25 protein-coding genes are annotated in these 13,151 nt (G+C 31.4%); 1 reads left to right on the plus strand and 24 read right to left on the minus strand.

All coding sequences use genetic code 11. From position 1 onward, the window contains the following. Window positions 1–92: 92 nt before the first annotated feature. Window positions 93–1,514, plus strand: coding sequence for an OmpA family protein (locus tag G8C43_RS04525; protein WP_160541872.1), 1,422 nt, complete (start codon window positions 93–95; stop codon window positions 1,512–1,514). 517 nt (window positions 1,515–2,031) lie between these two features. On the opposite strand, the gene rplQ is transcribed toward G8C43_RS04525, so the two are convergent. The 24 genes from rplQ to rpsS form a co-directional block, all read right to left on the minus strand. After that, window positions 2,032–2,544 carry a 50S ribosomal protein L17 gene (rplQ, locus tag G8C43_RS04530; RefSeq protein ID WP_160541871.1) on the minus strand — a complete coding sequence of 171 codons (513 nt, stop codon included), beginning with the start codon at window positions 2,542–2,544 and terminating at the stop codon, window positions 2,032–2,034. Window positions 2,545–2,553: 9 nt separating this feature from the next. Beyond that, window positions 2,554–3,546 carry a DNA-directed RNA polymerase subunit alpha gene (locus G8C43_RS04535; RefSeq protein WP_160541870.1) on the minus strand — a complete coding sequence of 331 codons (993 nt, stop codon included), beginning with the start codon at window positions 3,544–3,546 and terminating at the stop codon, window positions 2,554–2,556. Window positions 3,547–3,570: 24 nt separating this feature from the next. Further along, window positions 3,571–4,182 (minus strand): 30S ribosomal protein S4, encoded by a 612-nt coding sequence (gene rpsD, locus G8C43_RS04540; RefSeq protein WP_105298115.1) that lies wholly within the window; start codon window positions 4,180–4,182, stop codon window positions 3,571–3,573. Between the two features lie 27 nt (window positions 4,183–4,209). Beyond that, window positions 4,210–4,602 carry a 30S ribosomal protein S11 gene (gene rpsK, locus G8C43_RS04545; protein WP_160541869.1) on the minus strand — a complete coding sequence of 131 codons (393 nt, stop codon included), beginning with the start codon at window positions 4,600–4,602 and terminating at the stop codon, window positions 4,210–4,212. An 11-nt stretch (window positions 4,603–4,613) separates the two neighbouring features. Then, complete coding sequence (rpsM, locus tag G8C43_RS04550) at window positions 4,614–4,991, minus strand: 30S ribosomal protein S13 (RefSeq protein WP_105298117.1); 378 nt, start codon at window positions 4,989–4,991, stop codon at window positions 4,614–4,616. 4 nt (window positions 4,992–4,995) lie between these two features. Next, the gene (ykgO, locus tag G8C43_RS04555; RefSeq protein ID WP_073961215.1) at window positions 4,996–5,112 is read right to left on the minus strand and encodes a type B 50S ribosomal protein L36; all 117 of its coding nucleotides are present in this window, start codon (window positions 5,110–5,112) and stop codon (window positions 4,996–4,998) included. Between the two features lie 13 nt (window positions 5,113–5,125). Next, window positions 5,126–5,341: a translation initiation factor IF-1 gene (gene infA, locus G8C43_RS04560; protein WP_055425352.1), complete on the minus strand. Its 216-nt coding sequence runs from the start codon at window positions 5,339–5,341 to the stop codon at window positions 5,126–5,128. Window positions 5,342–5,344: 3 nt separating this feature from the next. Then, on the minus strand, window positions 5,345–6,724 hold the full coding sequence (secY, locus tag G8C43_RS04565; protein ID WP_105298118.1) for a preprotein translocase subunit SecY: 1,380 nt from the start codon (window positions 6,722–6,724) through the stop codon (window positions 5,345–5,347). Between the two features lie 6 nt (window positions 6,725–6,730). After that, window positions 6,731–7,180, minus strand: coding sequence for a 50S ribosomal protein L15 (gene rplO / locus G8C43_RS04570; protein WP_160541868.1), 450 nt, complete (start codon window positions 7,178–7,180; stop codon window positions 6,731–6,733). 6 nt (window positions 7,181–7,186) lie between these two features. Further along, window positions 7,187–7,363: a 50S ribosomal protein L30 gene (gene rpmD, locus G8C43_RS04575; protein ID WP_055425355.1), complete on the minus strand. Its 177-nt coding sequence runs from the start codon at window positions 7,361–7,363 to the stop codon at window positions 7,187–7,189. A 4-nt stretch (window positions 7,364–7,367) separates the two neighbouring features. After that, complete coding sequence (rpsE, locus tag G8C43_RS04580) at window positions 7,368–7,889, minus strand: 30S ribosomal protein S5 (RefSeq protein ID WP_055425356.1); 522 nt, start codon at window positions 7,887–7,889, stop codon at window positions 7,368–7,370. A 14-nt stretch (window positions 7,890–7,903) separates the two neighbouring features. After that, window positions 7,904–8,260, minus strand: a complete 357-nt coding sequence (gene rplR, locus G8C43_RS04585) for a 50S ribosomal protein L18 (protein ID WP_105298120.1) — start codon at window positions 8,258–8,260, stop codon at window positions 7,904–7,906. An 11-nt stretch (window positions 8,261–8,271) separates the two neighbouring features. Next, a complete protein-coding gene (gene rplF, locus G8C43_RS04590; protein WP_166004458.1) occupies window positions 8,272–8,817 on the minus strand; it encodes a 50S ribosomal protein L6 in 546 nt (181 codons plus the stop codon). 12 nt (window positions 8,818–8,829) lie between these two features. Then, a complete protein-coding gene (gene rpsH, locus G8C43_RS04595; protein ID WP_160541867.1) occupies window positions 8,830–9,228 on the minus strand; it encodes a 30S ribosomal protein S8 in 399 nt (132 codons plus the stop codon). Between the two features lie 63 nt (window positions 9,229–9,291). After that, the gene (gene rpsN / locus G8C43_RS04600; protein WP_055425360.1) at window positions 9,292–9,561 is read right to left on the minus strand and encodes a 30S ribosomal protein S14; all 270 of its coding nucleotides are present in this window, start codon (window positions 9,559–9,561) and stop codon (window positions 9,292–9,294) included. A gap of 8 nt (window positions 9,562–9,569) precedes the next feature. Then, window positions 9,570–10,121, minus strand: coding sequence for a 50S ribosomal protein L5 (rplE, locus tag G8C43_RS04605; RefSeq protein WP_105298123.1), 552 nt, complete (start codon window positions 10,119–10,121; stop codon window positions 9,570–9,572). Between the two features lie 16 nt (window positions 10,122–10,137). Continuing rightward, complete coding sequence (gene rplX / locus G8C43_RS04610) at window positions 10,138–10,452, minus strand: 50S ribosomal protein L24 (RefSeq protein ID WP_105298124.1); 315 nt, start codon at window positions 10,450–10,452, stop codon at window positions 10,138–10,140. A gap of 15 nt (window positions 10,453–10,467) precedes the next feature. Then, the gene (gene rplN, locus G8C43_RS04615) at window positions 10,468–10,836 is read right to left on the minus strand and encodes a 50S ribosomal protein L14 (RefSeq protein WP_055425363.1); all 369 of its coding nucleotides are present in this window, start codon (window positions 10,834–10,836) and stop codon (window positions 10,468–10,470) included. A 7-nt stretch (window positions 10,837–10,843) separates the two neighbouring features. After that, window positions 10,844–11,098 (minus strand): 30S ribosomal protein S17, encoded by a 255-nt coding sequence (gene rpsQ / locus G8C43_RS04620; protein WP_055425364.1) that lies wholly within the window; start codon window positions 11,096–11,098, stop codon window positions 10,844–10,846. A 32-nt stretch (window positions 11,099–11,130) separates the two neighbouring features. Continuing rightward, complete coding sequence (rpmC, locus tag G8C43_RS04625; RefSeq protein ID WP_105298126.1) at window positions 11,131–11,307, minus strand: 50S ribosomal protein L29; 177 nt, start codon at window positions 11,305–11,307, stop codon at window positions 11,131–11,133. A 12-nt stretch (window positions 11,308–11,319) separates the two neighbouring features. Then, window positions 11,320–11,742 carry a 50S ribosomal protein L16 gene (gene rplP, locus G8C43_RS04630; protein ID WP_055425366.1) on the minus strand — a complete coding sequence of 141 codons (423 nt, stop codon included), beginning with the start codon at window positions 11,740–11,742 and terminating at the stop codon, window positions 11,320–11,322. 19 nt (window positions 11,743–11,761) lie between these two features. Then, entirely contained in the window at window positions 11,762–12,457 is a 696-nt protein-coding gene (rpsC, locus tag G8C43_RS04635; RefSeq protein WP_055425367.1) for a 30S ribosomal protein S3, read from the minus strand. Window positions 12,458–12,459: 2 nt separating this feature from the next. Next, the gene (gene rplV, locus G8C43_RS04640) at window positions 12,460–12,864 is read right to left on the minus strand and encodes a 50S ribosomal protein L22 (protein WP_055425368.1); all 405 of its coding nucleotides are present in this window, start codon (window positions 12,862–12,864) and stop codon (window positions 12,460–12,462) included. A 6-nt stretch (window positions 12,865–12,870) separates the two neighbouring features. Further along, complete coding sequence (gene rpsS / locus G8C43_RS04645) at window positions 12,871–13,149, minus strand: 30S ribosomal protein S19 (protein WP_055425369.1); 279 nt, start codon at window positions 13,147–13,149, stop codon at window positions 12,871–12,873. Window positions 13,150–13,151: the final 2 nt, after the last annotated feature.

Raw genomic sequence — 13,151 nt, forward strand, 5'->3', positions numbered from 1 at the left:
TATTTTTTTATTTAAAAAATTTTGATAATTTTACAACCTTCAATCATTTTGTATAGGAGAAGACTTAATATACTTACTAATTAATTATAGTTATGAATAAAAAATGTATTCTATTTTTACTTGCAGTTATTTGTACATGCTTAAATGTACAAGCTCAAAATGTAGATAGTAGTAATTTCACTGATGATTATGTAAAATTTACTAATGATCAAAAGCAATTTAATGACTGGTCTGTATCTATATATGGAGGTGTTCCGTGGTTAATTACATCTGACTTTACCTCTATAGATAACGGGGCATCTAGCAAATGGAGAGTTGGATATGATTTTCAAGCTTCGATAAATAAACAAATTTCACATGTCTTTGGATTAAGTTTATTAGGTCAGTTTGGTGAAACTAAGCAAGGATATGGTTCAAATAAAGTAGATGCTAAAACTAATTATTTCGCATTAAGCGTTTTAGGAGATTTAAACGTTTCTTCTTTATTTAGAAGAATTGATAACAGATCTCCTTACAGATGGGCTCTACATACATATGCCGGTTTAGGAACAATACAATATAAAGCTAAAACTAAATTTATTGAAAAAGGTTCAACCGTTTATGAAACTATGGCTGATGAAGATATGGGACTTAAGTCTATATTTGCTCAGGTAGGTACCGGATTAACATATAAAATTAATAAAAGATGGGATGCATCTTTAAGAGCTATGTATGTAATCACCGGTGATGAACTATTTGATGGGTCCGGTAATAACGGACACTATGCCGAATTGCATAAAGGTGGTAAATCCGATAATTTTTTAACAACATCTTTAGGTGTTACCTATAAAATAGGAAAACATAATGAATATTTAGGTTGGGTTGATCCATTACGTGAAATGTTTACAAAAATCAATGATGTAGCAAGTCAACAACAATTAGAAGTTTGCGTATTTGGTGATAAAGATGATGACGGTGTTTGTGATGATTGGGATAGAGAATTAGACACTCCTAAAGGTGCTCGTGTTGATGGTTCCGGTAGAGCATTAGACGTAGATATGGATGGCATTATAGACTTATATGATAAATGTCCTACTTTCCCTGGTCCTGCATCAAACGATGGATGTCCTGAACCGCAAAAACTTGCTGAGGATGCTATTAATCCACTAATTGCTACTATGGGAGGTATCCAATTTAATCTTGATTCAGACAAAATTCTTTTGGAATCGCAACCTATTTTAGATCAAGTAGCTGATATTATAATTAAATACGGTCAAGGTACAAGATTTTTAGTTGAAGGACACACTGATGCTAGAGGAACAGATGCTTACAATCTTAATCTATCAAAAAGAAGAGTAACTTCTGTGATTAAATATTTAGTTTCTAAAGGTGTGCCTCCTTATCAATTAACAGGTAAAGGTATGGGATTCACTAACCCTAAATATCCTGAATGTAAACCTGCTTCTAAATGTCCTGAATGGAAAAATAAAGAAAACAGAAGAGTGGTTTTCAAATTACTTGATTCTGCAGAATAAAAAAACTAATGATATAAAAAAAGCCTCTTATATAAGAGGCTTTTTTTATTTAATAATATTTAAAACGTACCACTTCAAAGTTATATTTGATTTACTATTTATATAAAATAATTAGTTGTTTTTAAGTATTTAAAACAATTTTTAAAACTTTAAAAACCACATATAAAGCATGATTTTATTATTTATAAGTGAAACTATTTAAATAAATAAAAATATTACATTAAACATTCAGTTTGGACCTGCATAGAGTATTTTATTTTAATAAAATTTAATTTATTATTAATGTAAAAGACCTTTTAATCTATTTTATTGAAATACTGTCATATTTAAACGTTTATAAATAATAATATAGTTTCAATTAATTATTTTATCTATTATATATAAGTCTTTAATGAATAGATACTAATATGTTGATCTATAATTAGTCGATTTGTAAATCTATGTAAGTAAAAAGCGATAAGTATAAAATAAAAAAGCAGGTTTAAAAACCTGCTTTTTTTTAAATTGAATTTATTTTTTATTCTTTTGTTTCATCTGATTTATTCTCAGATTCAACTTCACTAGTTTCATTAACTACAGCTTCAGATGTTGATTCTGCAGAATCCGCCTTTTTAGTTGAACGACGACTTCTTCTAGTTACTTTTTTATTAGATTCTCCTGAATTATAGGTTTCATTAAAATCCACTAATTCAATAAGAGCTGTATCTGCACCATCTCCTAGCCTAAAACCAGTTTTAATTATTCTACAATACCCACCATTTCTAGAAGAAATTTTGGTTGCTACTGTTCTAAATAATTCAGTAACCGCCTCTTTACTCTGAAGATAACTAAAAACCGTTCTTCTATTATGAGTAGTGTCTTCTTTAGATTTAGTTAATAATGGTTCTATATACGTTCTTAATGCTTTAGCTTTAGCAACAGTTGTGTTAATTCTTTTATGAAGAATAAGGGAAGTAGCCATATTGGAAAGCATAGCTTTACGATGTGATGCAGTTCTCCCTAAATGATTAAACTTTTTTCCGTGTCTCATGATTTCTTATTATTCTGCTTCTAATTTATACTTTGAAACATCCAAACCAAAAGTCAGATTCTTAGAATAAACTAAATCTTCCAATTCGGTCAGAGATTTTTTACCAAAATTCCTAAACTTCATTAAATCTGATTTTGTAAAGGAAACTAATTCTCCCAAAGTTTCAACTTCTGCAGCCTTAAGACAATTAAGAGCTCTAACAGATAAATCCATATCAACTAGTTTAGTTTTTAATAACTGTCTCATATGAAGAGCTTCTTCGTCATAAGTGTCTGCGGATGAAACAACATCTGCTTCTAATGTTATTCTCTCATCAGAAAATAACATAAAATGATGAATTAATATTTTAGCTGCTTCTGTTAAAGCTTCTTGAGGAGTTATTGAACCATCTGTTTGAATATCTAAAATAAGCTTTTCATAATCAGTTCTCTGTTCTACACGATAATCTTCAATGCTATAACTAACATTTCTAATTGGAGTATAAATAGAGTCAATTGCTATAGTTCCTATTGGAGCGTGATTAGATTTATTTTGTTCTGCAGGTACGTACCCTCTTCCTTTATCTATATTAAAAGTTATATTAAATTTAACTGATTTATCCATATGACAAATCACTAAATCAGGATTTAAAACTTGATAAGAAGAAATAAATTTACCTAAATCTCCGGCTGTCAATTCTGATTTTCCGGATATTTGAGCTGTTACAATTTCATTTCCACCTTTATTGATTTGATTTTTAAATCTAACTTTTTTAAGATTCAATATGATTTCAGTCACATCTTCTATTACACCCGGAATAGTTGAAAATTCATGTTCAACTCCTTCAATTCTTATTGATGTAATAGCATACCCTTCCAACGAAGATAATAAAACTCTTCTTAAAGCATTTCCAACGGTTAATCCAAATCCAGGCTCTAAGGGTCTGAATTCAAATTGACCTTTAAAATCATCTGATTCAACTAAAATTACCTTATCAGGTTTTATAAAGTTTAAAATTGCCATATAAATCTTAGCTAATTTTTTGTTTTATTTAGAATATAATTCGACTATCAATTGTTCTTTGATATCTTCAGGAATTTGAATTCTTTCAGGAACTACTTTAAAATCTCCTGATAGTTTTTCATCATTCCATACTAACCATTCATAAGTTTTATGAGAATTATTAGCTAAAGCATCTTTAATTACTTGTAATGATTTAGATTTTTCTCTAACTCCAATCACATCACCCGGTTTTAAAAGATAAGAAGGTATATTTACAATCTCTCCATTAACTGTGATATGTTTGTGTGATACTAATTGACGAGATCCTGCTCTAGTATTAGACAAACCGAATCTATAAACTACGTTATCTAGTCTTGATTCACATAATTGTAATAATACTTCACCGGTAATCCCTTTACTTCTTTGTGCCTTGTCAAACAAATTTGCAAATTGTCTTTCTAATATACCATAAGTATATTTTGCTTTTTGTTTTTCAGCCAACTGAACTGCATATTCAGATTTTTTAGCACCTCTTCTCTTGTTCGGACCGTGTTGTCCTGGAGGGTATTTTCTTCTTTCAAAATACTTATCTTCCCCATAAATAGCTTGTCCGAATTTTCTAGCTATTTTCGTTTTTGGACCAATATATCTTGCCATTATAAAATTTGAATGATATTAATAGTATTAAACTCTTCTTCTTTTTGGTGGTCTACATCCATTATGTGGTATAGGAGTTACATCAATGATTTCACTAACTTCAATACCAGCATTATGAATAGTTCGAATAGCGGATTCTCTTCCAGCTCCCGGACCTTTCACAAAAACTTTTACCCTTCTTAATCCTAATTCATACGCAACTTGCGCACAATTTTCAGCTGCCATTTGTGCTGCATAAGGGGTATTTTTTTTAGAGCCTTTAAAACCCATTTTTCCAGCAGATGCCCATGATATTACTTCTCCGTTTTTATTAGTTAAAGAGATAATAATATTATTAAATGAGGCTTGGATATGAGCTTCTCCTACTGCTTCAATTTTAACTTTTCTTTTTTTAGCTGTTTTTGATGCTGTTTTTGCCATGTTTCTATTTATTATTTAGTGGCTTTTTTCTTATTAGCTACAGTTTTTCTTTTACCTTTTCTTGTACGAGAATTATTTTTGGTTCTTTGACCTCTAAGTGGTAAACCTAGACGATGTCTGATACCTCTCTGACATCCAATATCCATTAAACGTTTAATATTTAATTGAATTTCAGAACGTAATTCTCCTTCTACTTTAACGTTTTCGGAAATGAATTTTCTGATAGCATTAACTTCATCGTCATTCCATTCAGAAACTTTTTTATCCTCACTAATTCCTGCATCTTTTAAAACTTTAGCTGCAGTACTTTTACCAACACCGTAAATATAGGTAAGGCCTATAACTCCTCTTTTATTTTTTGGTAAATCTACACCGGAAATTCTAGCCATAGTATTAACCTTGTCTTTGTTTAAATTTAGGATTTTTTTTGTTTATAATGTATAGACGACCTTTACGTCTTACAACAATATCATCTGAACTTCTTTTTTTAAGTGATGCTCTAATTTTCATTTTTCTTTCTATTTTAATATCTGAAAGTTATTCTTCCTTTTGATAAATCATAGGGTGACATTTCTAACCGTACTTTATCTCCAGGTAATAGTTTAATATAATGCATCCTCATTTTACCAGAAATATGTGCGGTTAAAATGTGGCCATTTTCTAATTCTACTCTGAACATTGCATTAGACAATGCTTCAATAATAGTTCCGTCTTGTTCTATATGTTTTTGTTTTGCCATATATTAATTCGGATTTCTACTTAATCTTGACTGCATTAAACCATCATAATGGTGGTTTAATAAATAAGTATTAATTTGTTGTACAGTATCTAATAATACACCTACCATAATTAATAAAGAAGTTCCACCAAAAAATAAAGCAAATTTATCGGTTGCGGTGAGACCGATAATTTTAACTATTGCAGGAAGAACTGCTATAAGAGCTAAATATATAGCTCCAGGTAGTGTAATTTTAGATAAAACATCATCTAAATAATCAGCTGTTTCTTTACCTGGTTTTACACGTGGAATTAATCCTCCATTTCTTTTTAAATCATCAGCCATTTGATTTATAGGAATTGTAATAGCTGTGTAGAAAAAGGTAAAGACAATTATTAATAGGGCAAATAATAAATTATATTGCCAACTAAACACTTGACTAAATCCTGCCCAAAAAGTATTAGTAGTTGTTTCAGAACGTACCAATAAACCCGGTATGAACATTAGTGCTTGTGCAAAAATGATAGGCATTACACCGGCTGCATTAACTTTTAATGGTATATATTGCCTAGCCGCATTTGTTATGGAACGTAATGATCCAGATTTTGTTCTACTCACGTATTGTACAGGAACTTTTCTTACGGCTACAGTCAACATAATACATAATATGATAACTAACAACCAAGCAATTACTTCTATAAACATCATGATAAGTCCTTTTCCGGTATCTCCCATTTGTACACCAACTTCTTGAACAAATGCTGTTGGAAAACCTGCTAAAATACCAACCATAATTAAAATAGATATCCCATTACCGATTCCTTTGTCAGTTATCTTTTCCCCCATCCACATAGCAAAAATTGTGCCTGAAATTAAGATTATAATACTTGGCACCCAAAATAAGAAAATATTATTGGGATCTACTAAATAGGCTGTTCTAAATTGCTCAATAGGTAGAAAGACTTGTGTAATAGATGTCAAATAAGCAGGAGCTTGTATTAAACATATTAAAATTGTCAACCACCTAGTAATCTGATTAACCGTCTTACGACCGCTTTCTCCCTCTTTTTGTAGTTTTTGTATATAAGGTATAGCTAATCCCATTAATTGCACCACAATAGAAGCAGATATATACGGCATAATACCTAAAGCAAAAATTGATGCTTTACTGAATGCACCTCCCGTAAATGAAGATAATAACCCTAACAGGCCGGTAGCCTGTTGGTTTCCACCATTGTTTTTGTAGATTTCAAGAATATTATCTACTTCTACCATATTGATAGCAGGAAGTGAAACATGCGTACCAAATCTGTATACCAACACTAGAACAAAAGTGAAAATAAGTTTATCTCTTAACTCTTTTATACTCCAGATATTCTTTAATGTCTGTATAAATCCTTTCATGCTATTTTATAAGATGTTAGCTTTCCCTCCGGCTTTTTCTATAGCCTCTTTTGCTGATTTAGTATATTTATCAACAGTTATATTAACGGTTGATTTTAATTCTCCTCTACCAAGAATTTTAACTAAATCATTTTTAGAAATTAATCCGTTTTGGATTAAAGTTTCTTTGGTGATTTCAGTAGAAATTTTATTACTATCAATTAAACCTTGAATTGTGTCTAAATTAATACCCACATATTCTTTTCTATTGATATTCTTAAAGCCAAATTTAGGAATCCTTCTTTGTAAAGGCATTTGACCTCCTTCAAATCCTACTTTATCTTTATGTCCTGAACGAGATTTATCTCCTTTGTGACCTTTAGTAGAAGTACCTCCTTTACCACTTCCTTGACCTCTACCTAGTCTCTTGCTATTATGTGTTGAACCTTGTGCAGGTTTTAAAGTATGTAAATTCATATCTTATTATTCTTCAACAGTTACTAAATGTTTTACTACTGCAACCATACCTAATATTTGTGGGGTTGCTTCATGTTCAACGGTCTTATTCAATTTAGTTAAACCTAATGCTTCTAAAGTAAGCTTTTGATTTTTCGGTCTTTTAATTGAACTTCTTTTTAAAGTTATTTTTATCGTTGCCATGTTCTTATCCTTTAAATACTTTAGAAAGTGAAACTCCTCTTTGTTGTGCAATAGTTTCAGCACTTCTTAAGTTTAATAGTGCTTTTACTGTTGCTTTTACTACGTTATGTGGATTTGAAGATCCTTTAGATTTTGAAAGTACATCTTTAACTCCTGCAGATTCCAATACGGCACGAACTGCTCCCCCAGCAATCAAACCTGTACCATGAGATGCCGGACGTATAAATACATCAGCACCGCCATATTTTGCAGATTGTTCATGTGGAAGTGAACCGTTTAATATCGGTACTCTAACTAAATTTTTCTTAGCATCTTCTACAGCTTTTGAAATAGCGCTAGCCACTTCTTTTGATTTACCTAAACCAAATCCTACAACTCCTTTTTCATCACCTACAACCACAATAGCTGAAAATCCGAATGCTCTACCACCTTTGGTTACTTTTGTTACTCTTTGTACACCTACTAAACGATCTACAAGTTCTAACCCACCTGGTTTTACTCTTTCAATATTATTTATTCCTAACATAATTTTTTAATGTATTAAAATTTTAAACCTCCTTCTCTAGCACCATCAGCTAAGGCTTTCACTCTTCCGTGATATATGAAGCCATTTCTATCAAAAACTACAGTTTCAATACCGGCTACTTTAGCATTTTCAGCTAATTTCTTACCTACTAAAGCAGAAATTTCAGTTTTAGTTCCTTTTTCTCCGGCAATTTCTTTTTGACGCGAAGATGCGTAAGCTAAAGTTTTGCCAGAATTATCATCTATAAGTTGAGCGTAAATTTCTTTATTACTTCTAAAAACTGACAAACGAGGTTTTTCAGCTGTACCGAATATATTTTTACGTACTCTCCTTTTAACTCTTATTCTTTTTTCTCTTTTAGTTAATGCCATAACTTAATTTTTTATGCAGATTTACCTGCTTTTCTTCTGATTTGTTCTCCTACAAATTTAACTCCTTTACCTTTATAAGGTTCAGGTTTACGAAGTGATCTTATTTTTGCACAAACCATCCCTAATAAATGTTTATCAAACGAAGATAAAGTAATTATTGGATTTTTACCTTTTTCAGTTAAAGTTTCCACTTTTACTTCCTGAGGTAACTCTATAACTACTAAATGCGAAAATCCTAAAGCCAATTCTAATTTTTGGCCTTGATTAGATGCTCTATAACCTACCCCCGCTAATTCCAATTTTTTGGTGAATCCTTCAGATACACCAACTATCATGTTATTAATAAGGGCTCTGTATAATCCATGCAAAGATTTATGTTCTTTACTGTCGGATGGACGTTGAACTGCTAATTCAGAATTTTCAATATTTATAGTTATTCCTCCGGTAAGTTCTTGTTTTAACTCACCGTTTTTTCCTTTAACTGTAACTACATTATCTTTATAATCAATGGTAGTACCTGTTGGAATATTTATTATTGCTTTTCCTATTCTTGACATTTCTTCAATTTTTTAATAAACATAACAAATTACCTCTCCACCAACATTTTCTTGTCTAGCTTTCTTATCTGTCATTACTCCTTTTGAAGTTGAGATAATAGCGATACCTAATCCATTTAAAACTCTTGGAAGTTCTTTACAACCGGAATATTTTCTTAAGCCCGGTTTAGATGCTCTTTGAATTTTTTTGATAGCCGGAAGATTAGTTGCTTTATCGTATTTTAAAGCAATTTTAATAACTCCTTGTACACTACCTTCTTCAAATTTGTAGTTAAGGATATATCCTTGATCGAAGAGAATTTTAGTAATCTCTTTTTTAATTTTTGATGCAGGAATTTCAACAACTTTGTGTCCTGCTCTCATGGCATTTCTTACTCTTGTTAAGTAATCTGCAATTGGGTCTGTAACCATATTTATTTAATTTTAGAGTATAGAATTTAAATTCTACTTTTAAAATCTGTTATTTTTTAATTTTTACCAACTAGCTTTTTTAACTCCCGGTATTAATCCTTCGTTAGCCATTTCTCTAAAAGTTACTCTGGAAATTCCAAAAACTCTCATATATCCTCTTGGTCTTCCTGTAAGCTTACATCTATTGTGTAATCTTACCGGAGAAGAGTTTTTAGGAAGCTTTTGAAGTGCTTCGTAGTCTCCGGCTTCTTTTAAAGCTTTTCTTTTAGCGGCATATTTAGCTGAAAGTGCTTCTCTTTTGCGCTCACGCGCTTTCATTGATTCTTTAGCCATACTATTAATTAATTCTTTTTAAATGGTAATCCAAAGTGGGTTAATAATGCTTTTGCTTCCTTATCGGTTTTTGCATTAGTTACAAAGGTAATATCCATACCTTGAATTTTCTTCACTTTATCAATATTTATTTCTGGAAATATGATTTGTTCAGTAATTCCTAATGTATAGTTACCTCTACCGTCAAAACCATCTGATTTTATTCCATTAAAATCTCTAACACGAGGTAAAGCAGCAGTAATTAATCTATCTAAAAACTCATACATTCTATCACCACGTAAGGTAACCATTGCGCCGATTGGCATTCCTTTTCTTAGTTTGAAACCGGCTTCATCTTTTTTAGATAGGCATGGTATTGCTTTTTGTCCTGCAATTAAAGAAATTTCTTCAACTGCATAATCAACAATTTTTTTATCTGCTGTTGCTGCCCCTAATCCTTGGCTTATCACAATCTTTTCTAGTTTTGGAACTTGCATTACAGATGTATAACCAAATTCCTCTTTTAGAGCAGAGATGATTTTATCTTTATATAATTGTTTCGGTCTTGCTATGTATTGCATAATCTTTCAAATTTAATTAAATCACTTCTCCTGATTTGGTTGCAACTCTAACTTTTTTCTCACCATCCATTTTATAACTTACTCTTGTTGGTTTTCCGGATTTTGGATCCAATAGAGCTAAGTTAGAAATATGTATAGAAGCTTCTTTTTCAATAATACTTCCTTGAGGATTTTCTGCTGAAGGTTTTCTATGTTTTTTAACTATATTAACACCTTCAACTATCGCTCTGTTTTTTTCAGGATAAATTACTAAAACTTGTCCTTGCTTTCCTCTGTAAGATCCGGCAAGAACTTGAACTTTATCTCCTTTTTTTATTTTAACTTTTGCCATTTTTTTTAATTTACCTTATAATACCTCAGGAGCTAATGATATAATTTTCATATACTCTTTATCACGTAATTCTCTGGCTACCGGTCCAAAAACACGAGTTCCTCTCATTTCTCCTGCTGCATTTAACAATACACATGCATTATCTTCAAAACTAATATAAGAACCATCTTTCCTTCTTACAGGTTTTTTAGTTCTAACCACTACTGCTTTGGATACTTGACCTTTTTTAGCGTTTCCTGATGGAGTAGCATCTTTAATAGTAACAACTATTTTATCACCTACAGATGCATATCTTCTTTTTGAACCTCCTAACACTCTGATAACTAAAGCCTCTTTTGCTCCAGTATTATCTGCAACTTTTAATCTTGATTCTGTTTGTAGCATCTCTAAATTATTTAGCTCTTTCTAATATTTCTACTAATCTCCATCTTTTACTCTTACTCAGTGGACGAGTTTCCATAATGCGAACGGTATCTCCTTCATTGCATTCGTTTTTCTCATCGTGAGCAGTATATTTTTTAGTTTTTAAAACGAATTTCCCATACATGGGATGTTTCATTCTGCTTGTCTCACTAACAACGATAGTTTTATCCATCTTATTGCTAGATACTACTCCGATTCTTTCTTTTCTTAAATTTCTTTCCATAATTGAAATTAAATTCTTTTTCGGATTTTAAATTACTTTAAGGCTGTTAACAACCTTGCTATTGTTTTTCTCATCTCTCTTAATTGAATCGGATTTCCAATTGGAGACACTTTATGTGATAATCTTAGTTTAGCATACTCAGCTTTTGTTTCAGCTAATTTTGCTTTAACTTCTTCTTGACTTAAATTTCTTATATCAACTGCTTTCATCGATTTTATTATTTATGATTGCACAAAATCGTTAGCAACAACAAATTTAGTTTTCACCGGTAATTTTTGAGCTGCAAGTCGTAATGCTTCTTTTGCAACATCATAAGGAACTCCCCCTATTTCAAATAAAATTCTTCCCGGTGATACTCTTGCTACCCAATATTCCACAGCACCTTTTCCTTTACCCATACGAACCTCAGCAGGTTTTTTGGTAATAGGTTTATCCGGGAATATTTTAATCCATAATTGTCCTTCTCTTTTCATATATCGAGTGGCAGCAATACGTGCAGCTTCTATCTGTCTTGCAGTAATAAATACTGAATCTAACGCTTTAATTCCAAAAGTACCGTATGCTAATTTACTTCCTCTGTAAGAAAGACCTTTCATACGTCCTTTTTGCTGTTTACGGAATTTTGTTCTTTTTGGTTGTAACATAATTACCTAAGATATTTTTTTATCTTCTTTCTTTAACTTTTCTTTTCTGAGTCTTTTTCTGAAGACCTACTAACGGAGATAACTCTCTTTTACCATACACTTCGCCTTTCATAATCCATACTTTTACCCCTAAGCGACCATAAGTTGTATGAGCTTCAGCAATATAATAATCGATATCAGCACGGAAAGTTGACAAAGGAATTCTTCCTTCTTTAAAAGATTCTGATCTTGCCATTTCAGCACCGTTTAAACGTCCGGAAATCATAATTTTAATTCCTTCAGCGTTCATTCTCATTGTAGATGCGATAGCCATTTTAACAGCTCTTCTATATGAGATACGGCTTTCAATTTGACGAGCTACACTTTCTGCAACTAATTTTGCATCCAGTTCAGGTCTTTTAATTTCAAAAATATTTATTTGAATTTCCTTTTTAGTAATCTTTTTTAACTCTTCTTTTAATTTATCTACTTCCTGACCACCTTTTCCTATGATAATTCCAGGTCTTGCTGTGGTGATGGTAATAGTAACTAATTTCAAAGTTCTTTCGATGTAAATTCTGGAAACACCTGCTTTGGATAATCTTGCTTCTAAATATCTTCTGATTTTGTAATCTTCTGCTATTTTATCTCCAAAGTTTTTTCCACCATACCAATTAGAATCCCATCCTCGAATGATTCCTAATCTATTACCTATTGGATTTGTTTTCTGTCCCATACTTAATTTACTTCGTTTTTGTTTCCTAGAATAATTGTTACATGATTAGATCTTTTTCTAATCCTATATCCTCTCCCTTGAGGAGCAGGACGTAATCTTTTTAACATAGATCCACCGTCAACAAAAATTTCTTTTACATAAAGTTTAGCTTCTTCGATGTCTTTACCTTCATTTTTAACTTGCCAATTAGCTATAGCACTTAATAAAAGTTTTTCTAATCTGATTGAAGCTTCTTTTTTTGAATATTTTAATATGTATAATGCTTTATCAACATCAACGCCTCTAATGATATCTGCTACTAATCTCATCTTTCTAGGCGAGGTAGGACAATTATTCAAGCGAGCAATTGCTAAATTTTTCTTAGCTTCTTTACGTGCTGTTGCACTATTTTGTTTTCTGTTACCCATTGCTTATTATCTGTTACCTTTATTTTTATTTCCTGCATGACCTCTAAACACACGAGTAGGTGAAAATTCTCCTAGCTTATGTCCAACCATATTTTCAGTTACATATACCGGTACAAATTGTTTTCCGTTATGTACTGCAAACGTTTGACCAACGAAATCCGGAGATATCATTGATGCTCTAGACCATGTTTTAATCACGACTTTTTTTCCTGACTCTATATTTGCTTGAACTTTCTTGTTTAATTTATAGTGAATATAAGGTCCTTTTTTTAACGAACGTGCCATAC

The sequence above is a fragment of the Apibacter sp. B2966 genome, assembly GCF_011082485.1.
GTDB lineage: Bacteria > Bacteroidota > Bacteroidia > Flavobacteriales > Weeksellaceae > Apibacter.